At 53.2% G+C, this 22,137-nt stretch carries 17 protein-coding genes and 3 tRNA genes; 13 read left to right on the top strand and 7 right to left on the bottom strand.

The window, feature by feature from the left end; genetic code table 11:
* Positions 1–8 precede the first annotated feature (8 nt).
* Genes frdC through frdA form a run of 3 tightly spaced genes read right to left on the bottom strand, consistent with a single transcriptional unit; the run spans position 9 to position 2,932 of the window.
* The gene (frdC, locus tag IMQ48_RS18420; RefSeq protein WP_137376149.1) at positions 9–404 is read right to left on the bottom strand and encodes a fumarate reductase subunit FrdC; all 396 of its coding nucleotides are present in this window, start codon (positions 402–404) and stop codon (positions 9–11) included.
* A gap of 10 nt (positions 405–414) precedes the next feature.
* On the bottom strand, positions 415–1,149 hold the full coding sequence (gene frdB, locus IMQ48_RS18425) for a fumarate reductase iron-sulfur protein (protein ID WP_135323432.1): 735 nt from the start codon (positions 1,147–1,149) through the stop codon (positions 415–417).
* A complete protein-coding gene (frdA, locus tag IMQ48_RS18430) occupies positions 1,142–2,932 on the bottom strand; it encodes a fumarate reductase (quinol) flavoprotein subunit (protein ID WP_196210160.1) in 1,791 nt (596 codons plus the stop codon). The genes frdB and frdA overlap by 8 nt, the downstream gene beginning before the upstream one ends.
* A gap of 324 nt (positions 2,933–3,256) precedes the next feature.
* On the opposite strand from frdA, the gene epmA reads away from it, so the two are divergent.
* The gene (gene epmA / locus IMQ48_RS18435) at positions 3,257–4,234 is read left to right on the top strand and encodes an elongation factor P--(R)-beta-lysine ligase (RefSeq protein ID WP_096758600.1); all 978 of its coding nucleotides are present in this window, start codon (positions 3,257–3,259) and stop codon (positions 4,232–4,234) included.
* Between the two features lie 212 nt (positions 4,235–4,446).
* Positions 4,447–5,949, top strand: a complete 1,503-nt coding sequence (yjeM, locus tag IMQ48_RS18440; protein WP_196210161.1) for a glutamate/gamma-aminobutyrate family transporter YjeM — start codon at positions 4,447–4,449, stop codon at positions 5,947–5,949.
* A 49-nt stretch (positions 5,950–5,998) separates the two neighbouring features.
* Here yjeM and mscM read toward each other — a convergent pair whose 3' ends face one another.
* The 3 genes from mscM to rsgA all read right to left on the bottom strand — a co-directional run bounded on the left by mscM (position 5,999) and on the right by rsgA (position 11,444).
* Positions 5,999–9,313, bottom strand: coding sequence for a miniconductance mechanosensitive channel MscM (mscM, locus tag IMQ48_RS18445; protein ID WP_196210162.1), 3,315 nt, complete (start codon positions 9,311–9,313; stop codon positions 5,999–6,001).
* 17 nt (positions 9,314–9,330) lie between these two features.
* Entirely contained in the window at positions 9,331–10,299 is a 969-nt protein-coding gene (gene asd, locus IMQ48_RS18450; RefSeq protein WP_196210163.1) for an archaetidylserine decarboxylase, read from the bottom strand.
* Positions 10,300–10,391: 92 nt separating this feature from the next.
* Complete coding sequence (gene rsgA / locus IMQ48_RS18455; RefSeq protein ID WP_196210164.1) at positions 10,392–11,444, bottom strand: small ribosomal subunit biogenesis GTPase RsgA; 1,053 nt, start codon at positions 11,442–11,444, stop codon at positions 10,392–10,394.
* Positions 11,445–11,550: 106 nt separating this feature from the next.
* On the opposite strand from rsgA, the gene orn reads away from it, so the two are divergent.
* From orn to IMQ48_RS18475, 4 genes are all read left to right on the top strand, one after another.
* Positions 11,551–12,096, top strand: a complete 546-nt coding sequence (orn, locus tag IMQ48_RS18460; protein ID WP_096758595.1) for an oligoribonuclease — start codon at positions 11,551–11,553, stop codon at positions 12,094–12,096.
* 196 nt (positions 12,097–12,292) lie between these two features.
* Positions 12,293–12,368, top strand: a tRNA-Gly gene (locus tag IMQ48_RS18465).
* A 157-nt stretch (positions 12,369–12,525) separates the two neighbouring features.
* A tRNA-Gly gene (locus IMQ48_RS18470) sits at positions 12,526–12,601 on the top strand.
* A 156-nt stretch (positions 12,602–12,757) separates the two neighbouring features.
* Positions 12,758–12,833 (top strand) — tRNA-Gly (locus IMQ48_RS18475).
* Between the two features lie 269 nt (positions 12,834–13,102).
* Here IMQ48_RS18475 and queG read toward each other — a convergent pair.
* Entirely contained in the window at positions 13,103–14,242 is a 1,140-nt protein-coding gene (queG, locus tag IMQ48_RS18480) for a tRNA epoxyqueuosine(34) reductase QueG (RefSeq protein WP_196210165.1), read from the bottom strand.
* Here queG and nnr point away from each other — a divergent pair.
* From nnr to hflX, 7 genes are all read left to right on the top strand, one after another.
* Entirely contained in the window at positions 14,241–15,791 is a 1,551-nt protein-coding gene (gene nnr, locus IMQ48_RS18485; RefSeq protein WP_196210166.1) for a bifunctional ADP-dependent NAD(P)H-hydrate dehydratase/NAD(P)H-hydrate epimerase, read from the top strand. The genes queG and nnr overlap by 2 nt on opposite strands.
* On the top strand, positions 15,760–16,221 hold the full coding sequence (gene tsaE / locus IMQ48_RS18490) for a tRNA (adenosine(37)-N6)-threonylcarbamoyltransferase complex ATPase subunit type 1 TsaE (RefSeq protein WP_196210167.1): 462 nt from the start codon (positions 15,760–15,762) through the stop codon (positions 16,219–16,221). Before nnr ends, tsaE begins: the two co-directional genes overlap by 32 nt.
* A 17-nt stretch (positions 16,222–16,238) precedes the next feature.
* A complete protein-coding gene (gene amiB, locus IMQ48_RS18495) occupies positions 16,239–17,573 on the top strand; it encodes an N-acetylmuramoyl-L-alanine amidase AmiB (protein ID WP_117342430.1) in 1,335 nt (444 codons plus the stop codon).
* 9 nt (positions 17,574–17,582) lie between these two features.
* Positions 17,583–19,439, top strand: a complete 1,857-nt coding sequence (gene mutL / locus IMQ48_RS18500; protein WP_196210168.1) for a DNA mismatch repair endonuclease MutL — start codon at positions 17,583–17,585, stop codon at positions 19,437–19,439.
* On the top strand, positions 19,432–20,382 hold the full coding sequence (miaA, locus tag IMQ48_RS18505) for a tRNA (adenosine(37)-N6)-dimethylallyltransferase MiaA (protein WP_196210169.1): 951 nt from the start codon (positions 19,432–19,434) through the stop codon (positions 20,380–20,382). Before mutL ends, miaA begins: the two co-directional genes overlap by 8 nt.
* 84 nt (positions 20,383–20,466) lie before the next feature.
* Positions 20,467–20,778 carry an RNA chaperone Hfq gene (gene hfq / locus IMQ48_RS18510; protein ID WP_096758588.1) on the top strand — a complete coding sequence of 104 codons (312 nt, stop codon included), beginning with the start codon at positions 20,467–20,469 and terminating at the stop codon, positions 20,776–20,778.
* Positions 20,779–20,852: 74 nt separating this feature from the next.
* A complete protein-coding gene (gene hflX, locus IMQ48_RS18515; RefSeq protein ID WP_196210170.1) occupies positions 20,853–22,133 on the top strand; it encodes a ribosome rescue GTPase HflX in 1,281 nt (426 codons plus the stop codon).
* Positions 22,134–22,137 lie beyond the last annotated feature (4 nt).

Consider the following 22,137-nt stretch of genomic DNA (forward strand, 5'->3'; position numbering starts at 1 on the left):
CGGACTCCTTACCAGTACAGGGCAACATACAGAATGACTACGGTTACAACCGCAGTAACTACCCAGAGACCTTTGATAATCGGCTCTGGCCCCATTTTCTCGTCTTTTACGATGATGTTGGCGGCTTTCGGCGCCAGTTCAAACCAGGTTTTGGTATGCAGCAGCGCTGCCGCCAGCACGACCAGGTTGAGGATCACCACCACTGGGTTTTGCAAAAAGCCGACAAAGCCCATCCAGGATTCAGCGCCATGCTTGAGGGCAAACAGGCCGAAAATCAGTTCAATACTGAACCAGACTGCCGGAACTGCTGTACCTTCGCGCAGCATGTAAAAGCGATAAAACGGCAGTTTTTTCCACCAGGTGGACGTCATTGGCCGCACATAGGCTTTACGTTTAGTCGTCATCGTGCACTCCTTAGCGTGGTTTCAGGGTAGCGATAAGAAAGTCTTTTGAACTTTCAACTTTACCCTGCTGAATGGCCGCAGCCGGATCGACGTGTTTCGGGCAGACTTCGGAGCAGTAGCCCACGAAAGTACAGGTCCAGACGCCGTTCGGGCTGTTCAACTGAGCCATACGCTCCTTCTTACCGTGGTCGCGGCTATCTTCGTTATAACGATGCGCCAGGGTGATTGCAGCCGGTCCAATGAACTCTGGGTTCAGGCCGAACTGCGGGCACGCGGCATAGCACAGACCACAGTTGATGCAACCGGAGAACTGATGATACTTCGCCATCTGTGCCGGAGTCTGGGTGTTTGGACCCTGATCCGGAGTACGTGGATTGCCAATGATGTACGGCTTGATTGCTTCCAGGCTTTCGATAAAGTGCGTCATATCGACGACCAGATCGCGTTCGATCGGGAAATTGCCCAGAGCTTCAACCTTCATTCCGTTGGTGTATTCACGCAGGAAGGTTTTGCACGCCAGCTTAGGCACGTTATTGACCATCATGCCGCAGGAGCCGCAGATTGCCATACGGCAGGACCAGCGGTAGCTCAGGTCCGGTGCCAGGTTATCTTTGATGTAGCCCAACGCATCCAGCAAAGACGTTGTTTCATCATAAGGAACTTCATAGAAAGCACTGTGCGGCGCGGTATCGGTTTCCGGGTTATAGCGCACCACCTCAACTTTCAGGTTTTTCATCTCAGCCATTCGCCTTCTCCTTCTTATCGGCTGCTTCTGCTTCGCCACCGTACATACGTTTAGCTGGCGGCAGAGTAGTGATTTTCACGTCGCTGTATTCCAGGCGAGTTGTGCCGTCAGCATCGCGGAAGGCGAGGGTGTGTTTGAGGAAGTTGACGTCATCACGCTCGGTGCAGCCTTCGTCCAGACGCTGATGCGCGCCGCGGGATTCTTTACGTGCCAGCGCAGAGTGCGCCATACATTCCGCAACGTTCAGACCGTGACCCAGTTCGATGGTGTACAGCAGGTCGGTGTTGAAGACGCTGGAGGTATCGGTGATACGTACGCGCTTGAAACGTTCCTGCAGTTCGGCCAGCTTATCCACGGTTTTCTGCATGAGTTCCGGTGTACGATAGATACCGCAACCTTCCTCCATAGACAGACCCATTTCGTCGCGGATTTTGGACCAGTTTTCGTTGCCTTCCTGGTTCACCAGATCTTTCAGACGTTTTTCTACGCCAGCAACCTGTGCATCGAGTGCGGCACCGTTTACAGCGCCTGCAGTTGAAGCGCGTTCCATCGCTTTCTCACCGGCCATGCGGCCGAAGACCACCAGTTCTGCCAGAGAGTTAGAACCCAGACGGTTAGCACCATGCAGACCAACAGAGGAGCATTCACCAACGGCGAACAGACCTTTAATGCGGGTTTCACAGTGTTGATCGGTTTCGATACCGCCCATGGTGTAGTGTGCGGTCGGACGTACCGGGATCGGTTCTTTAACCGGATCGACACCCACGTAGGCTTTCGCCAGTTCGCAGATGAACGGTAAGCGCTCAAGCAGTTTTTTCTCGCCAAGGTGACGCAGGTCGAGGTAAACCACATCGCCACGCGGGGTGGAAATGGTGTTGCCCTTACGCCATTCGTGCCAGAATGCCTGAGAAACTTTGTCACGCGGACCCAGTTCCATGTATTTGTTCTTCGGCTCGCCCAGCGGAGTTTCCGGACCCATGCCGTAGTCCTGCAGATAGCGATAGCCATCTTTGTTGACCAGAATACCGCCTTCACCACGGCAACCTTCGGTCATCAGGATACCGGAGCCTGGCAGGCCAGTCGGGTGATACTGAACGAATTCCATATCACGCAGCGGAACGCCGTGGCTCAGCGCCATGCCCATACCGTCGCCGGTAACGATGCCGCCATTGGTGTTGTAACGGTACACACGGCCTGCGCCGCCTGTTGCCATAACAACCGCGTTCGCACGGATTTGCATCAGCGTGCCTTCCATCATGTTCATAGCAACCAGGCCGCGAGCCTGACCGTCATCAACCAGGATGTCCAGGACGAAGTGTTCGTCGAAACGCTGAATTTGCGGGAACTGCAAAGATGTTTGGAACAGCGTATGCAGCATGTGGAAGCCGGTCTTATCCGCGGCAAACCAGGTACGCTCGATTTTCATACCGCCGAAGCGACGTACGTTGACGCTACCGTCTTCACGACGGCTCCATGGGCAACCCCATTGTTCCAGTTGCGTCATTTCAGTTGGGCAGTGGTGGACAAAGTAATCCACGACATCCTGCTCACACAGCCAGTCTCCGCCAGCTACCGTATCGTGAAAATGGTAGTCAAAGCTGTCATGATCCTGCGCGACAGCAGCAGAGCCGCCTTCAGCAGCAACGGTATGGCTGCGCATTGGGTACACTTTTGAGATCAGTGCGATTTTAGCGTTGGGATTTGCTTGTGCGGCAGCAATTGCAGCACGTAATCCCGCGCCACCGGCGCCAATAATGGCAAGATCGGCTTGAAAGGTTTGCACGACATTCCTCCAGATTGTTGTTATTTCATCCCCGCCCGTAATCAGATGCTTCATCTGAGTCAAACGGGTTATGAACGCGTTTCCACTGCTCCTTTATAGGTACAATAGTATAGTCTCAGGGAGTGGCGGGAAATTTGACGTGTTCGATTTTTTTAGCGTATCGCAGGGGTGAATTATCATTGATTTTGATTAATTTAATTACTAAACCACCCAATGTTGCTTTTTTTAGCTACAAGTCCGTGTTTGTTATTCCCTCCTGAAATTTGTCTCGCTAACGCGTTACGAGTAGACTTCGTGCCCTTGTCTTAAATCGGAGAAACAACCATGAGCGAAACGGCAACCTGGCAGCCGAGCGCGTCCATCCCCAATCTGTTAAAACGTGCAGCAATTATAGCGGAAATCCGCCGCTTTTTTGCCGACCGTGGCGTGCTTGAGGTTGAGACACCTTGTATGAGTCAGGCGACGGTTACCGATATTCATCTGTTCCCGTTCGAAACACGTTTCGTTGGCCCTGGCCATTCTCAGGGTATGAACCTCTATTTAATGACCAGCCCGGAATACCATATGAAGCGCCTGCTGGTGGCAGGGTGTGGCCCGGTATACCAGTTGTGCCGTAGCTTTCGTAACGAAGAGATGGGGCGTCATCATAACCCTGAGTTCACTATGCTCGAGTGGTACCGTCCTCATTACGATATGTATCGTCTGATGAATGAAGTGGACGATTTGCTCCAGCAAGTGCTGGACTGCTCACCGGCAGAAAGCCTCTCTTATCAGCAAGCCTTCCAGCGTCATCTGGAAATCGACCCGCTGTCAGCGGATAAAACACAGTTGCGCGAAGCGGCAGCTAAGCTGGATCTTAGCAATATCGCGGATACCGAAGAAGACCGGGATACCTTGCTGCAACTGCTGTTTGCGATGGGCGTTGAGCCGCACATTGGGAAAGATAAACCGACGTTTGTGTATCATTTCCCGGCCAGCCAGGCATCGCTGGCGCAAATCAGTACTGAAGATCACCGCGTGGCTGAACGTTTTGAGGTTTACTACAAAGGTATTGAACTGGCGAATGGATTCCATGAGCTGACCGACGCACGGGAGCAACAGCAGCGCTTCGAACAGGATAACCGTAAACGTGCCGCCCGCGGCCTACCGCAGCAGCCTATTGATAACAACCTGCTTGAAGCGCTAAAAGTCGGGATGCCGGATTGCTCAGGTGTTGCATTGGGTGTTGATCGCCTGGTTATGCTGGCGCTGGGTGCCGATAGCCTGGCCGATGTCATCGCCTTTACCGTCGATCGTGCGTAACATACGTTTCCACAATGCAAAGTGGTGTATAGCCACCACTTTGTAGCATCTTTTTTCATTTCCCCTCTAATAGCCACAATTTAACTCTGGAATTTTGTTAGCATTCAGGTATCAATCCTGTGTTGATTTTCATATTGCTGATCTCTGCAAGGGGGCAGTATTCACCGGTGAGTGGTGTTTGATAAACACTCTCCAGAGTAAGGGATAGTTTAATGACCCAAACAATAAAGAAGATGAGCCTGACCGGTCTCATCCTGATGATATTTACGTCAGTTTTTGGATTTGCTAATAGCCCCTCGGCTTTCTATTTAATGGGATACAGTGCCATTCCATGGTATGTATTTTCTGCATTATTATTCTTTATTCCATTCGCCTTAATGATGGCTGAAATGGGTTCCGCCTATCGCAAAGAGGAGGGTGGGATCTATTCGTGGATGAATAATAGCGTTGGGCCGCGCTATGCGTTTATTGGCACCTTTATGTGGTTCTCTTCCTACGTTATCTGGATGGTGAGCACAGCGGCGAAAGTCTGGGTGCCTTTTTCCACCTTCATGTTTGGCGCGGATATGACGCAGACCTGGCGTATCGCGGGGCTTGAGCCCACGCAGGTCGTCGGACTGCTCGCCGTAGGCTGGATGGTGCTGGTGACCGGTGTGGCATCACGAGGTATTAATAAGATTGCTCGTATTACGGCAGTTGGTGGAATTGCCGTTATGTGTCTTAATTTAGTTTTGTTGTTAGTGAGTGTCGCTATTTTGTTATTAACTGGTGGCCACTTTGCTCAGGATATTAATTTTATCTCTTCACCGAATCCGGGATATCAGTCCGGTCTGGCCATGCTGTCATTTGTGGTGTTTGCTATTTTTGCTTATGGTGGAATTGAAGCCGTGGGTGGACTGGTTGATAAAACAGATAAACCCGAAAAGAACTTCGCTAAAGGCATTGTCTTTGCCGCGATTGTGATTTCAGTGGGGTATTCGCTGGCCATCTTTTTATGGGGCGTGAGTACCAACTGGCAGGATGTATTAAGTAATAGTTCGGTGAACCTGGGGAATATTACTTATATTCTGATGAAAAGCTTGGGGATGACGCTGGGCCATGCGCTGCATCTTTCTCCTGAGGCGGCTATAACCACGGGCGTCTGGTTTGCGCGTATTACCGGACTGTCTATGTTCCTCGCTTACACCGGGGCATTCTTTACGCTCAGCTACTCGCCGCTGAAAGCGATTATTCAGGGAACGCCAAAAGCACTGTGGCCTGCGCCGATGACCAGGCTGAACGCTATGGGGATGCCGACGACGGCAATGTGGATGCAGTGTCTGCTAGTGAGCCTGTTTATTCTGCTGGTGTCGTTTGGCGGCGATACGGCCTCGGCGTTCTATAACAAGCTGACGCTGATGGCGAACGTCTCGATGACGCTGCCGTATCTGTTCCTCGCGCTGGCGTTCCCCTTCTTTAAATCTCGTGTCGGCCTGGAAAGACCGTTTGTGATATTTAAAACTCGAGCCGCAACGCTGCTGGCAACGAGTGTTGTGGTGCTGGTGGTGACGTTTGCTAACGTGTTTACCATCATCCAGCCGGTGATTGAAGCAGGCGACTGGAACAGTGCACTGTGGATGACCGGCGGCCCGATCTTCTTCTCGCTACTGGCGATGGCGATTTATCAGAACTACAGCCGTCGTATGGGTAATAAGCCTGAATGGGCGGTTGAGTAACTTGTTGGCAGGATAAGGTGCTAATGCGCCTTATCCTGCACGATTAAGCTTATAAACTTCCTGCCGGGCGCTTACCTCTGCCCGCAGAACTTAACGTTCTCCCCGTTTGCTTACCGCCGAGGCTCTCCAGACGCATCTGGAACGGTGGGAACGGCATATCGATACCGTGTTCGCGGAAGCCAGCCAGAATCAGTTGGTGGATCTCGTGGCGCAGCGGCATACGGTGTCCCATCTCGGCGGCATAGATACGCAGCTCAAAAATTTGAATCCCCTGCTGAAGATCAACCAGGAAGACTTCCGGTGCCGGCGTGTCGATAACCAGTGAACAACGCTGAGCGGCAGTGAGCAGGATTTGCGTGACCTCTTCGCTGTTGGCCTCTGATGGTGCTGGAATGGTCAATACCACACGAGTCACTGAGTCGGATAACGACCAGTTGATAAACTGCTCGGTGATAAACGCCTTGTTGGGCACGATGATCTCTTTACGGTCCCAGTCGCTGATGGTGGTGGCGCGGGTGTTAATCTTGGTCACGCTACCGGTAAGATCGCGAATGGTTACCGTGTCGCCAATACGGATTGGTTTTTCAAACAGGATGATCAGGCCGGATATAAAGTTGGCGAAGATTTCCTGTAAACCAAAGCCCAAGCCAACACCGAGAGCAGCAACCAGCCACTGCAGTTTCGACCACTCAATACCAATCATTGAGAAGCCCACCAGGCCACCAATTAGCATCAGCAGATACTTGGTTATGGTGGTGATGGCGTAACCGGTACCGGGTGTTAAATCCAGGTGCTGCAATAATGCCAGTTCCAGTAACGCAGGCAGGTTGCGCACCAGTTGGGTGGTGATGATAAACACCAGAATGGCAATCAGCACTGCGCCCAGCGTAATTGGTTCTAAGCTTTCTACACCCTGCACCGTGGAGGTTACATCCCATAGTGAGATATTTTCCAGAAAGCCAAAAGCGGAATGAATTTCTGACCACAGCACGATGACCGACAGCAGGGCGATGAGCATCAGGATAGAACGTACCAGACGCAGCGACTGTGTGCTGATCGCATCAAGATCGACTTCACTTTCATCGACATCAATCGCCCCTTCAAGGCTTGTTGAGTGCGCCGGTTCTTCTTCACCACGCGCACGTTGCGCCAGCATTTCTGCGCGCCGGTGTTTGGCGCGGTCAAAGGCCAGACGACGACGCTGGATCAGCATCCAGCGACGGATGACGTGGTAAACCACCAGCAACAAGAACCAGATCGCAACGGACGTCTCCAGGCGGGCCAGCAATGCCTGCGCCGTGGCCAGGTATCCGACAGCAGCTGCAAGAATGGCAACCAACGGGGCGCCCATCAGCATGTTCCACAGCATGCTGTTGACCATGTTGTCGCCGTTGCCCTCTTTGTCGAGGTACAGCGGGATCCCGGCGCGTTTCAGGCTCAGGGTGACGATGGCCAGTGCGCCACAGATCAACATAAAGCACAGACGCCCCAGTGAGGCGGAGAATTCCCGGTCATTGAGATTATCAAACATGATAACCGCCATGATCAGCGGAACAATCAGCCCGATGCTCATCAGATAATAGTGCATGGCCTTCGCGACGCGGTTGCGCGGCCAGCCAAAGTGCGCGATGAACAGACCGTTAGGCCGCGCAAAGGTGGCGCAAATCATCACCGCCCACAGCATAGGCACCGTGGCGGTCACACCATCGCCGATAGCGACGGCCAGCGGATAGGGCCAGGCTTCCTGCAGGCCGTAACCCAGCGTCGCCCACAGCACCGGCAGCGGCGAGGCGACGAGGATTGACCAGAACACCGTGCGTATCGTCAGCCAGAAGTGGTCTTGTGTGACTTTGCCGACCCGCGCAGACGATCGCTCAAGAAAGCGGGTGAAGTGCTTACGCGAATAGAGGCTAAAACCTACCAGCACCAGCGCGCCAAACAACGGCAGCAGCGTGGCTTTGCTGGTGAGCATCATGAGGCTGGCTTTACCGAGCTGGTTGAACGTATCTAATGAGATCAGACGACGCAGGTCCTGAACCAAATCGACCGGCCAGGAGAGTGAGATCGGGCTGACGTCAGAGGTCCAGAACAGATAGCGGTGCGTGGCTTCGTTAACCTCTTTTAATGCATCTTCCAGCTGACTATTGGAAACTTTCAGCTTGGTTAACTCGAGTATCAGCGTATCGCCGCCCTGTAGCAGGGAATTTAACAGCTCACGCTGGGTACGCAGTTGGGCATTGAGAATGCGGGTCTGTTCAGCGGTCAGCGGCTGTCCATCTGCCTGATGGATCTGGCGTAGCTGTGGCTGTTTGTTGAGGAGATCCTCATAGCGCATACGGTGTACGCGAAGCTGCGCCATTTCGGTATCGAGCTGTTGGGGCTTAGGCATTTCAGGCAGACGGGAAACTTGCGCCCGCAGGGCTTCGCCTAACATATTCGACGCCCCCAGCCACTGTGACTGCTCTCTCAGGGTGTTCAATGCCTGACGTACCTGCAACGTTTGACCGGTGGCCTGACGCTGTTGAGACGCCACCAGGTCCATACGTTGTGCCTGCTGGTTTAAAGCTTGTGACAGTTCGCGGTTGACCTTGAACTGGTCGACAATACCTTCCGGCAGTCCCGCACTGTTTTCTGCCAGCAGCTCGGTGCTTTCCAGCGCCCGCTCCGCTTCACGTTGCCGCTGGCTGTTGAGCTGATTACGCAATGCTTGCAGGTAAGTATCGAGCTGCTGGCTCTGTTTTTCAGCCAGTTCGGAGCGCATCCGTGCCAGTTCCTGACGGTTGTTGGCGGAAAGTTGTGCCAGCTCCAGCTCATCAACCAGCGCTTTGAGCCTGGCGGATTCAGCCTGCAACGACTGATTGAGCGGCGTATTGCTGCTGGCTGCGCCAAGGCGTCGTTCAATCTCATTTAACTGACGGCGGGCATCGGTTTGTTGTTGGGGAAGCTGGTTTAATGAATCGGCGATTTCGCGGGCGCGATCTTGCTCCTGCTGGGCCTGACGGCTTTTTTCCAGCAACTGGCTGCTGACCTGGAGGATCTCCTGGTTTAAGGCGTCAGTTGAGAGATCGGTTGGGATGTTACGCGGTTCATCACGCAGGTTGGTAAGCTGTGCGCGTAGCGTCGCAGACAGCTTGGGGAAGTTATCAATAACCTGCTGATACTGCTCGGCACGCTCAAGGGAGCCTTTACGTTCCTCAAGGGCATTCAGCGCGGACTGGAGCGCCTCGACGGCTTCTGGCTGAGCGGGTTTTGCCGCTTTGGCCTGCTCCAGTTCCTGAGTGATTTGTTTGGTATCGGGGGCCGTCGCAGCGTACGCCCCCTGGCTGAGGCACCAGGCCATCAGAAAAGTGATAATCAGGCGCACAGCAGCGATTCCTATGTTTAACTTTCGTCTTTTTTGTCGTCAACCAGCGGGCTGGCAGCGTGTTCTGAGTCGATCTCGTCTTGAGCAAGCGGGGCAGGTTCGGCCTCTGGCGTCACGAACGTTTCGGTAGAGATAGCCATCGGTTGACCGATTTTGGTAACTGAAAGGTCCTGCAACTGTTCGACCAGATTAACTTTGCCTGGCGCAAACAAGTTGATGACGGTTGAACCAAGCTTAAAGCGGCCCATTTCCTGACCTTTCAGCAGTGCGACTGAACCTTCGCTTTCACCTGCAGGCCATGTCCAACGCTTAATCACACCTTCACGCGGTGGCGTAATGGTGCCAGCCCAGACGGTTTCAATGCTACCGACGATGGTTGCACCGACCAGAATCTGCACCATCGGGCCAAATTCAGTGTCAAACAGGCAAATAACGCGTTCGTTACGAGCAAACAGGTTGGGCACGTTTTGCGCGGTCAGGATGTTGACCGAGAAGAGGTCGCCGGGCACGTACATCATCTCTCGCAGGATACCGTTACACGGCATATGTACGCGGTGGTAATCACGCGGTGAGAGGTATGTCGTGACAAACGTACCATTACGGAACTTGTCCGCCATCTGGTAGTTACCTGCCAGCAGTGCTTCAAGGCTGTAGCTGTGCCCTTTGGCCTGTAACAGTTTGTCTTCTTCGATGTTGCCCAACTGGTTAATCACGCCGTCAGCCGGCATGACCAGAACATTCGGGTCGGTATTAATTGGGCGGGCATCGTCACGCAGCGGGCGCACGAAGAAGTCGTTGAAGGTGCGATAGCTGGCGGTATCCGGCTTCTGCGCCTCTGTCATATCGACCTTGTAATATTTCACGAACAGATCGATAACCAGTTTAGTTAGCCATCCTGCTCGTTTGCTTGCACCCCAACCCGCCAGGCGAGTGAGCCATAGTTTCGGCAGAATGTATTGTAGCGAAAGCTTAAATGAATTTAACAAGGTAGCCTCCAGGCCATAATTTGTTCCCGATCCGGCATGCGGGCCGGATCCTGAAAAAAGGGGGAAGATTCTAGCGATGCTTAGCTTAGTTGTCAGTTGTCCGTATCAGAAAAGTTTTTACGCGTTTTTACCTGCGCCATGCTTTCAAGGATGCGGTGATAATTCTCAAACCGAGTTTCGGCGATAGCCCCTTTCTCTACTGCTTCACGGATAGCGCAGCCTGGATCCGTATCATGTTTGCAGTCGCGATATTTACAATGACCTAAGTAGTCATGGAATTCGACAAACCCGTGGGTGATTTGTTCCGGCTCAAGATGCCATAGCCCAAACTCACGTACGCCGGGGGAGTCGATGACGTCACCGCCATGCGGGAAGTGGTACAGGCGAGAGGCCGTGGTGGTGTGTTGCCCAAGACCGGAGTTATCGGAGACATCGTTGGTCAGGATCTCTTTCTGCAGGCCGAGCAGGTTATTGAGCAGACTGGATTTACCCACGCCAGATTGACCAGCAAAAATGCTGATACGATCGGTCAAGGCTTCTTCAAGTGGCTGCAAACCGTCTTTTTTATGGCTCGATACCATCAATACGCGATAGCCAATATTGCGGTAGATATCCATCTGCTCGTTCACGAAAGCCATGCCTTCATCGTCGAGCAGATCGATTTTGTTGAGCACGACAATGGGCTCAACCTGCAATGTTTCGCAGGCAACCAGATATCGGTCGATAATATTGAGTGACAGCTCGGGTAAGATGGCTGAGACAATGACGATTTGGTCGATGTTGGCCGCAATGGGTTTTACACCGTCATAAAAGTCCGGGCGCGTAAGCACCGAAGTACGTTCATGTACCGCTTCAACGATCCCTTTAACGTTCACGCCTTCGGCTGCGGCTTTACCCGGTCGCCAGACCACGCGATCGCCGGTCACCAGCGAACGAATTGTGCGACGGATGTTGCAACGGTGGACATCTCCGTCGGCAGACTCCACGTCGGCATGCATGCCAAAACGGCTGATAACAATGCCTTCAGCGGTCTCGCCAAACAGGTTGTCGTCGTAGTCGGGCTTCTCCGTGGACGTTTTAAGACGACGCTGGTGATTGGCGTTCACGCGGCGCTGTTGGCCTTTGGAGAGTTTATTTTTACTCAATCGTACTGACTCCTGGTCGCCCATGATGGGCAAAACATTTATGATACACGCAATTTTAGATGAATATAGTCACACTGAATGTGACGTCTGAAGGGTGGAAAATAGCATGAGTGGCAATGAAAACAACCTGATTTGGATCGATCTGGAGATGACTGGTCTGGATCCCGAGCGCGATCGCATTATTGAGATCGCGACGCTGGTGACTGACGCCAATCTGAATATTCTGGCTGAAGGACCGACGATTGCCGTCCACCAGTCCGACGCGCAGCTGGCGCTAATGGATGACTGGAACGTGCGCACGCATACCGGCAGTGGGCTGGTGGAGCGCGTGAAAGCGAGCACCATGGGCGATCGCGAAGCAGAGCTGGCGACGCTGGCATTTTTAAAAGAGTGGGTTCCGGCAGGTAAATCCCCGATTTGTGGCAACAGCATCGGCCAGGACCGTCGTTTCCTGTTTAAATACATGCCGGAACTGGAAGCATATTTCCATTATCGCTATCTGGACGTCAGCACGTTGAAAGAGCTGGCTCGTCGCTGGAAGCCGGAGATCCTCGATGGCTTCACCAAGCAGGGGACACATCAGGCGATGGACGACATTCGTGAGTCCGTCGCTGAGCTGGCTTACTACCGTGAGCATTTTATTAAGCTTTGATTTTGTTCTCCGGTGGCTTGCGTCACCGGCTTTTTGACGCTAAATTGTTCAGCTTGCTTGTAAAGTAATCACTTGAACGAGTTTTCAAAAAAATCGTATTCAAGGGGGTTGCAGCTAAACGAATTTCTCGTATAATGCGCCTCCCGTAACGACAGAGATTTACGCGTTACGACAGCAACAAAAGCAGTACAGATTTGCGGGAATAGCTCAGTTGGTAGAGCACGACCTTGCCAAGGTCGGGGTCGCGAGTTCGAGTCTCGTTTCCCGCTCCAAAATTTGAAAAGTGCTTTCTAAGCACAGACCACCAATCGCAGGATTTCGAATTGCGACTAGTCGGCAACTGAATGAGTCCTCGGGAACTTACTTGAGTAAGTGACTAAGGTGAATGAAGACAGCCAACGCAGTAGCGCTTCGAAAGACGAAGATTAAGCGGGAATAGCTCAGTTGGTAGAGCACGACCTTGCCAAGGTCGGGGTCGCGAGTTCGAGTCTCGTTTCCCGCTCCAAAATTTGAAAAGTATCGCAAGATACGCACCACCAATCGCAGGATTTCGAATTGCGACAAGGCGGCAACTGAATGAGTCCTCGGAAACTTACTTGAGTAAGTGACTAAGGTGAATGAAGGCAGCCAACGCAGTAGCGCTTCGAAATACGAAGATTAAGCGGGAATAGCTCAGTTGGTAGAGCACGACCTTGCCAAGGTCGGGGTCGCGAGTTCGAGTCTCGTTTCCCGCTCCAAATTCTTATCTCAATAAACATATCCACAACGAATAACCGCGTTGGGGCTGTTTTGTTTTGTCTTTGACATACTCTTGTAAACAGACTTATCCACAGATCCAGGTAATATTCCTGGAATGCAAAAAACTTCGCCTGGTGAATAGTATCTTTGTAACCATTTGAATTTAATAAATTAATTATCATTTCAAATTGTTAAAGCGATCACTTGACGATTTTTTCCTTCTTGAATATCAATGTGTTTTTATTTTTATACACAAGCTGTGGATGACTTAAGCATCACGCGGCAGACCTTTTTCAATCACCCTGACCAGTCGCTGTTTCTTCGGTAACTGCACTTCAACCACGCACGCATTTCTTTTCTCAATTTGCTGCGCAATCGCCCATTCTATGTGCTCGTCGAGAAGTGGGTGCTCACCTCTGCGATTTTCCAGCGCATTTATCACTGTTTCATCCCACGGGGCATTGCCCAGCGCAACGGCGATATTTCGCAACCATCGCAAGTGTCCGATGCGACGAATCGCCGAACCTTCCGTTACTTTTAAAAACCATGCTTCGCTCCAGCCAAATAACTCAATCAGTTCCGGGGCATGTAGCTGTTTACGTGGGCTAAAGTCATCTTCTGCGGTGAGCTGCGAATAGCGATTCCAGGGACAAATAAGCTGGCAGTCATCGCAGCCATAGATTCGGTTGCCTAGCAGCGGGCGAAACTCTTCCGGGATGGCGCCTTCCAGTTCGATCGTGAGATAGGAAATACAGCGGCGGGCATCAACGGTGTACGGTTCAACGATGGCGCCCGTGGGGCAAATCGTCATACAGGCCACGCATTTGCCGCAGGCTTCTTCAACAGGCTGATCCACGGGCAGCGGTAAATCGATCAGCAGTTCACCAAGGAAGAAAAATGATCCGGCTTCACGGCTGAGAATTAGTGAGTGCTTACCAACCCAGCCAAGTCCGGCTTTTTCCGCCAGTGGACGCTCCAGAATGGGCGCAGAATCGACAAAAGGTCTAAAATTCAGCGAAACGCAATGCTGCTGGATCAACTCGCCCAGCTTTTTTAAACGGTTACGCAGCAGCTTATGGTAGTCACGGCCCAACGCATAACGGCTGATGTAGCCCAGTGACGGGTTTTTTAGCGTGCTGGCAAACGCGGCGTTGGCGGGAAGATAATTCATCCGTACGCTGATGACGCGTAAAGTTCCGGGTAATAATTCGTGGGGGCGGGCGCGCATCATGCCGTGACGGGCCATCCAATCCATTTCACCATGGTATTGTTTATCCAGCCAGGCCTGCAGTTTGGGTTCGGCTTCGCTAAGGTCGGTATCGGCAATGCCGACCTGCTGAAAGCCAAGTTCCAGCCCCCACTGCTTAATTTTTTGTGCTAACTGATTGAGATCGAGGGGCTCTGACATGACGGACCATACAATGAAGAAAAACCCCGCAAGTATACCACACTCCGTCTGGCACGCCGATGACATCAAACGGATGGAACATGAGGCGGCAGACAGCCTTGGGCTGACGCTGTATGAGCTGATGCAACGTGCGGGAGAGGCGGCGTTCCAGGTTGCCCGCAATACGTATCCGAACGCGCAGCACTGGCTGGTGCTCTGTGGCCACGGTAATAACGGCGGCGACGGCTATGTCGTGGCGAGACTTGCCAAAGCGGCGGGGATTCACGTCACGCTATTAGCGCAAGAAAGCGACAAACCGCTCCCTCAGGAGGCAGAACATGCTCGTAATGCCTGGTTGAATGCGGGTGGCGTTATCCATGCCCCGGATATTATCTGGCCGCAAGAGGTGGATGTGATTATCGATGCGCTGCTCGGCACCGGCTTAAAACATGCACCTCGTGACCCACTGGCGATATTAATCGAACAGGCGAATGCGCATTCTGCTCCCACAGTGGCTATTGATATTCCTTCCGGTCTGCTGGCGCAGACGGGGGGAACGCCCGGAGCGGTGATTCATGCCGCCCATACCGTTACCTTTATTGCATTGAAGCCCGGTCTGCTCACGGGCAAAGCGCGTGATGTCACAGGGCGTATCCATTTTAACGCGCTCGGGCTGGATGCCTGGCTGGCGGGGCAGGACGCGCCCATTCAGCGCGTTGACGCCTCGCAGCTTGCGTGTTGGTTAGCACCTCGCCGGGCGACCTCGCACAAAGGCGATCATGGCCGACTGGTGATTATCGGGGGGGACTATGGCACGGCAGGCGCCATACGCATGGCGGGTGAAGCGGCGCTCCGTACTGGTGCCGGACTGGTTAAGGTGCTCACGCGCAGTGAACATATTGCGCCGATTCTGACCGCCCGTCCGGAACTGATGGTCGATGAGTTGACTCCCCGCGCGGTGGATGAAAGTCTGGCGTGGGCGGATGTGGTGGTCATTGGTCCCGGGCTTGGGCAGCAGGAGTGGGGCAAAAAAGCACTGCAAAAAGTTGAGAACTTTCGCAAACTGATGCTCTGGGATGCTGATGCGCTTAACCTGCTGGCAATCAATCCCGATAAACGTCACAATCGCGTGATCACGCCGCATCCGGGAGAGGCTGCGCGGCTTCTGGGCTGTTCCGTTACAGAAATTGAGGGGGATCGCTTACTTTCTGCACAACGTCTGGTAAAACGGTACGGAGGTGTAGTGGTGCTGAAAGGCGCGGGTACAGTTGTGGCCTCTGAACATAATGCGTTAGGTATTATCGATGCTGGTAACGCAGGAATGGCCAGCGGCGGTATGGGCGATGTGCTCTCGGGTATCATTGGCGCATTGCTCGGGCAGAAGCTTACCCCTTATGATGCTGCGTGTGCGGGATGTGTGGCTCACGGCGCGGCAGCAGATGTGCTGGCGGCGCGTTTTGGTTCGCGTGGCATGCTGGCGACAGATCTCTTTACCACGCTACAGCGTATTGTTAACCCTGATGTGATTGACGTTTATCATGATGAATCAAGTAATTCCGCTACCGGATGAACAGGCGACGTTAGACCTGGGACTGCGGGTAGCCAAGGCCTGTGACGGCGCAACAGTTATTTATTTGTACGGCGATTTGGGCGCGGGTAAAACCACCTTCAGCCGGGGATTCCTGCAGGCGTTAGGTCATAAAGGCAATGTAAAAAGCCCCACCTATACGCTGGTCGAACCCTATTCGCTTGAAAATATAATGGTATATCACTTCGATCTGTACCGACTTGCGGACCCCGAGGAGCTCGAATTTATGGGGATCCGTGATTATTTTGCCAATGATGCAATTTGCCTGGTGGAATGGCCACAACAAGGTAAAGGTGTGCTCCCGGACCCGGACGTCGAAATACACATCGAATACCAGGCGCAAGGTCGAGAGGCGCGCGTAAGTGCCGTCTCCTCATCGGGTAATTTATTGCTGGCGCGTTTAGCCGATTAACCTTAAAGGGTGGCGGGATGATTTATCGCATCAGAAATTGGCTGATGGCAACCTTGGTCCTGCTGTGCGCGCAGGCAGGGGCCGCCAGCCTTTCCGATCTTCAGGTTTCTAACGGCGAACAGCAGGCGCGGATTACGCTCAGCTTTATTGGCGAACCTGAATATGCTGTATCGCAGGACGGGAAGCGCACCGTTGCGCTGGATATTAAACAAACCGGCGTGATTCAGGGACTGCCGCTGCTGTTTAGCGGTAATAACCTGGTTAAGGCCATCCGTGCGGGTACACCGAACGATCCACAGTCTTTGCGACTGGTTGTCGATTTAACCGAGAACGGAAAAGCCGCCGCCGTAAAACGGCAAAACGGCGGTAACTATACCGTGGTGTTTACCATCAATGCTGATGCACCTCCGCCGCCACCGCCACCTCCTGTGGTGGTGAAGCGCGTTGAAGCACCCGTTGTCGCTCCGCGTCCGTCAGAACCTGCGCGTAACCCGTTTAAAACGGAAAATAACCGCACGACAGCCGTCATCAACAGTAATACGGCCACGCGGCCTGCCGCTCGGGCGGTGAGCAACAATAATGGCGATAAAGTGGTCATTGCGATTGATGCCGGGCATGGTGGACAAGATCCTGGCGCGATTGGCCCTGGCGGTACGCGTGAGAAAAATGTCACCATCGCCGTCGCGCGTAAACTGCGCAGTCTGCTCAATGACGACCCGATGTTTAAGGGCGTACTCACCCGTGACGGCGATTACTTCATCTCAGTGATGGGACGTTCTGATGTTGCGCGTAAACAAAATGCCAACTTCCTGGTCTCCATTCATGCGGATGCGGCACCTAACCGGGATGCCACGGGCGCTTCCGTGTGGGTGCTGTCAAACCGTCGGGCCAACACAGAAATGGCTGGCTGGCTGGAACAGCATGAGAAGCAATCGGAACTGTTGGGCGGTGCGGGTGATGTGCTGGCCAACAGTCAGTCCGACCCGTATTTGAGTCAGGCGGTGCTGGACCTGCAGTTCGGTCATTCACAGCGCGTAGGGTATGATGTGGCAACCAGCATGATCGGTCAGCTGGAGCGCATTGGTTCGATGCATAAGCGTCGTCCGGAGCACGCCAGCCTTGGTGTATTGCGTTCGCCGGATATCCCGTCAGTGCTGGTTGAAACCGGTTTTATCAGTAACAACAGCGAAGAGCGTTTGTTAGCGAGCGATGATTATCAGCAGCAGCTGGCCGAGGCGATTTACAAAGGACTGCGTAATTACTTCCAGTCGCATCCGATGCAAACCGGACCGCAGGGCGCACCTGCGCAAACCGCCAGCGCCATTTCGCCGGGCGACACGTTAACCAATTAAGGATTAGCCATGCCGATTCAGGTTCTACCGCCACAGCTGGCGAACCAAATTGCCGCAGGTGAAGTGGTAGAACGGCCTGCGTCAGTGGTTAAAGAACTGGTAGAAAACAGTATCGATGCGGGTGCAACGCGCATTGATATTGATATCGAACGTGGCGGTGCCAAGCTGATCCGCATTCGTGACAACGGCTGCGGCATTAAAAAAGACGAGCTGGCACTGGCTCTGGCGCGTCATGCGACCAGTAAAATTGCCTCGCTTGACGATCTCGAAGCTATTGTTAGCCTCGGATTTCGCGGGGAAGCGCTGGCCAGCATCAGCTCGGTCTCTCGTTTAACCCTGACGTCACGTACGCAAGAACAATCCGAAGCCTGGCAGGCCTATGCCGAAGGGCGCGATATGGACGTGACGATTAAACCTGCCGCGCACCCGGTGGGCACCACGCTGGAAGTGTTGGATCTGTTCTACAACACGCCAGCACGGCGTAAGTTCATGCGCACCGAGAAAACCGAATTTAACCATATCGACGAGATTATCCGCCGCATTGCGCTGGCGCGTTTTGATGTGACCATAAATTTGTCGCACAACGGTAAAATGGTGCGTCAGTACCGCGCAGTCGCCGCCGATGGCCAGAAAGAGCGTCGTCTGGGCGCGATTTGCGGCACGCCGTTTCTGGAGCATGCGCTGGCGATTGAGTGGCAGCATGGTGATTTAACGCTGCGTGGCTGGGTCGCTGACCCGAATCACACCACGACGGCGCTGGCCGAAATCCAGTACTGCTATGTCAATGGCCGTATGATGCGCGATCGGCTGATCAACCACGCTATCCGCCAGGCCTGCGAAGACAAACTTGGGGCCGATCAGCAGCCTGCGTTTGTCCTGTACCTTGAAATCGACCCGCATCAGGTGGACGTTAACGTACATCCTGCCAAGCATGAAGTCCGTTTCCATCAGTCCCGGCTGGTACATGATTTTATCTATCAGGGCGTGCTGAGCGTATTGCAACAGCAGCTTGAAACGTCGCAGCTGTTGGCCGATGACGACAGTCCTGCGCCAAGGCATATCCCGGAGAACCGGGTTGCGGCTGGACGAAACCACTTTGCTGAACCCGCACCGGCGCGTGAACCGGCTACACCGCGTTATTCCGTATCGGTAGGCGGTGGCGGTGGCCGTCAGGCGAGTGCCAGTTGGCCACACGCTCAGCCTGGGTATCAAAAGCAGCAGGGGGAAGTTTATCAGCAACTGCTGCAGACACCTGCGCCAACGCATAAAACCACGATGCCTGAAACACCCGCGGCACCGCTTACCGGAAATAGCCAAAGTTTTGGTCGTGTATTGACGATCGTGGGGGCTGACTGTGCATTACTGGAATGTGACGGTCATATTCGCCTGCTGGCGTTGCCGGTGGCCGAGCGCTGGCTGCGTCAGGCGCAGTTAACGCCAGCGCAAGGACCCGTTTGCGCCCAGCCGTTACTGATCCCCTTGCGTTTGAAAGTGACCGATGATGAGAAGACGGCGCTGGAAAAAGCACAGAGTCAGTTGGCTGAGTTGGGCATTGAATTTCAACTGGATGCGCAGCATGTGACCATCCGAGCGGTGCCTTTACCCTTACGCCAACAAAATTTACAAATCTTGATTCCTGAACTGATAGGCTACCTGGCGCTGCAGTCCGTATCCGAACCTGGCGATCTTGCACAGTGGATTGCGCGAAACGTCATGAGTGAACATCCGCAGTGGAGCATGGCTCAGGCCATTACGCTGTTAACGGATGTTGAGCGGCTATGCCCACAATTAGTGAAGGCGCCGCCGGGTGGTCTGTTACAACCTGTTGACTTACATTCGGTAATGAACGCCCTGAAACATGAGTGATATCAGTAAGGCGAGCCTGCCAAAGGCACTGTTTTTGATGGGGCCGACGGCTTCCGGCAAAACGGCATTAGCAATTGAATTGCGTAAAGTTTTGCCAGTAGAGTTGATAAGCGTTGATTCCGCCCTTATCTACAAGGGGATGGATATCGGTACGGCTAAGCCGGATGCTGAAGAGTTAAAGGCCGCGCCGCATCGACTGCTGGATATTCGCGATCCAGCACAGGCGTACTCTGCGGCGGATTTTCGCCGCGATGCGCTAGCCGAGATGGCCGATATCACCGCAGCGGGACGAATTCCGCTGTTAGTGGGCGGCACAATGTTATATTTCAAAGCCTTGCTGGAAGGGTTGTCGCCGTTACCGTCGGCGGACCAGGAAGTCAGGGCCAGAATTGAACAGCAGGCGGCAGAGCGTGGATGGGATGCGTTACACCGACAGCTTCAGGAGATCGATCCGGTTGCTGCGGCGCGGATTCATCCAAATGATCCGCAAAGACTTTCCCGGGCACTGGAAGTTTTTTTCATTTCGGGTAAAACTTTAACGGAGCTGACGCAAACGTCAGGAGATGCTTTGCCGTATCAGGTGCATCAGTTTGCAATCGCCCCGGCGAGCCGTGAACTGCTCCATCAGCGAATTGAGCAGCGTTTTCATCAGATGTTGGCTTCAGGTTTTGAAGCAGAAGTCCGGGCGCTTTTTGCCCGAGGAGATTTGCATACGGATTTGCCTTCCATTCGTTGTGTCGGGTATCGCCAGATGTGGTCATACATTGAAGGCGAAATTTCATACGATGAAATGGTTTATAGAGGTGTTTGCGCCACGAGGCAGTTGGCGAAGCGGCAGGTAACCTGGTTGCGTGGTTGGGAAGGGGTGCACTGGCTTGACAGTGAAAAGCCTGACCAGGCGCGAAACGAAGTATTACAGGTTGTTGGTGCTATCGCGAATTGAATGTGTACAATTGAAACGTATCGTGCGCAATTTTTCAGAATCGAAAGGTTCAAAGTACAAATAAGCATATAAGGAAAAGAGAGAATGGCTAAGGGGCAATCATTACAAGATCCGTTCCTGAACGCATTGCGTCGGGAACGTGTTCCAGTTTCTATTTATTTGGTGAATGGTATTAAGCTGCAAGGTCAAATCGAGTCTTTTGATCAGTTCGTGATCCTGTTGAAAAACACGGTCAGCCAGATGGTTTATAAGCACGCGATTTCTACTGTTGTCCCGTCTCGCCCGGTATCTCATCACAGCAATAATGCCACCGGCGGCACAGGTAGCAGTAACTACCATCATGGTAGCAGCGCGCAGGGTTCTTCTGCGCAACAGGACAGCGAAGAAACCGAATAAGGTTTTGGGCTGTTTTTCACACGGGGAGCCAGAGATCCTGCGTTCCCCGTTGATATATATTAAGGGGTTGACGCTTGTTTGACCGTTATGATGCCGGTGAGCAGGCGGTACTGGTACACATCTATTTTTCGCAAGACAAAGATATGGAAGACCTCCAGGAGTTTGAATCTCTGGTTTCTTCCGCCGGTGTCGAAGCAATGCAGGTGATTACCGGGAGCCGTAAAGCACCGCACCCGAAGTTTTTTGTTGGTGAAGGTAAGGCAATCGAAATTGCGGAAGCCGTAAAAGCGACTGGCGCTGCGGTGGTGATTTTTGATCATGCTTTGAGCCCTGCCCAGGAACGCAACCTGGAACAGTTATGTCAGTGTCTTGTTATCGACAGGACCGGCCTCATTTTAGATATTTTTGCCCAGCGTGCGCGTACCCATGAGGGTAAGTTGCAGGTTGAGCTGGCGCAGTTGCGCCATATGGCTACGCGTCTGGTCCGTGGCTGGACCCACCTTGAAAGACAAAAAGGCGGGATTGGTTTGCGCGGTCCGGGTGAAACCCAGCTCGAAACCGACCGTCGTTTGCTGCGTAATCGTATTTTGCAGATCCAGTCGCGCCTGCAAAAAGTTGAAAAGCAACGTGAGCAGGGGCGGCAGTCGCGCAAGAAAGCGGATGTTCCAACCGTATCACTGGTGGGATATACCAACGCCGGAAAATCCACCCTGTTCAACCAGATAACCGAAGCCCAGGTTTATGCAGCAGATCAACTGTTTGCGACCCTGGACCCGACGCTACGTCGTATCGACGTGGCGGACGTCGGCGAAACCGTGCTGGCGGATACCGTAGGGTTTATCCGTCATTTACCGCATGACCTGGTAGCGGCATTTAAAGCCACTTTGCAGGAAACTCGTCAGGCGACATTGCTGCTGCACGTTATTGATGCGGCAGATTTTCGTGTGCAGGAAAACATTGAGGCCGTCGATACGGTACTTGAAGAGATCGATGCGCATGAGATCCCGACTCTGCTGGTAATGAATAAAATCGATATGCTGGACGATTTTGAACCGCGTATCGACAGAGATGAAGAAAATAAACCAATCCGCGTTTGGGTTTCAGCGCAAACCGGTATTGGCATACCACAGCTTTTTCAGGCTTTAACAGAGCGTCTTTCTGGTGAGGTTGCGCAGCATACGCTGCGTTTGCCACCGCAGGAAGGGCGTCTGAGAAGCCGGTTTTATCAACTTCAGGCAATAGAAAAAGAGTGGATGGAGGAGGACGGCAGCGTAGGTTTGCAAGTTCGCATGCCGATCGTTGACTGGCGTCGCCTCTGTAAACAAGAACCGGCACTGGAAGACTATGTTGTCTGATCTG

The sequence above is a fragment of the Citrobacter sp. Res13-Sevr-PEB04-36 genome (assembly GCF_015672735.1).
GTDB lineage: Bacteria > Pseudomonadota > Gammaproteobacteria > Enterobacterales > Enterobacteriaceae > Citrobacter.

Coding starts and splice junctions, on each gene's coding strand:
- frdC (WP_137376149.1), bottom strand. CDS start 404: ATGACGACTAAACGTAAAGCCTATGTGCGGCCAATGACGTCCACCTGG.
- frdB (WP_135323432.1), bottom strand. CDS start 1,149: ATGGCTGAGATGAAAAACCTGAAAGTTGAGGTGGTGCGCTATAACCCG.
- epmA (WP_096758600.1), top strand. CDS start 3,257: ATGAGCGAAACGGCAACCTGGCAGCCGAGCGCGTCCATCCCCAATCTG.
- yjeM (WP_196210161.1), top strand. CDS start 4,447: ATGACCCAAACAATAAAGAAGATGAGCCTGACCGGTCTCATCCTGATG.
- orn (WP_096758595.1), top strand. CDS start 11,551: ATGAGTGGCAATGAAAACAACCTGATTTGGATCGATCTGGAGATGACT.
- nnr (WP_196210166.1), top strand. CDS start 14,241: ATGACGGACCATACAATGAAGAAAAACCCCGCAAGTATACCACACTCC.
- queG (WP_196210165.1), bottom strand. CDS start 14,242: ATGTCAGAGCCCCTCGATCTCAATCAGTTAGCACAAAAAATTAAGCAG.
- tsaE (WP_196210167.1), top strand. CDS start 15,760: ATGATGAATCAAGTAATTCCGCTACCGGATGAACAGGCGACGTTAGAC.
- amiB (WP_117342430.1), top strand. CDS start 16,239: ATGATTTATCGCATCAGAAATTGGCTGATGGCAACCTTGGTCCTGCTG.
- mutL (WP_196210168.1), top strand. CDS start 17,583: ATGCCGATTCAGGTTCTACCGCCACAGCTGGCGAACCAAATTGCCGCA.
- miaA (WP_196210169.1), top strand. CDS start 19,432: ATGAGTGATATCAGTAAGGCGAGCCTGCCAAAGGCACTGTTTTTGATG.
- hfq (WP_096758588.1), top strand. CDS start 20,467: ATGGCTAAGGGGCAATCATTACAAGATCCGTTCCTGAACGCATTGCGT.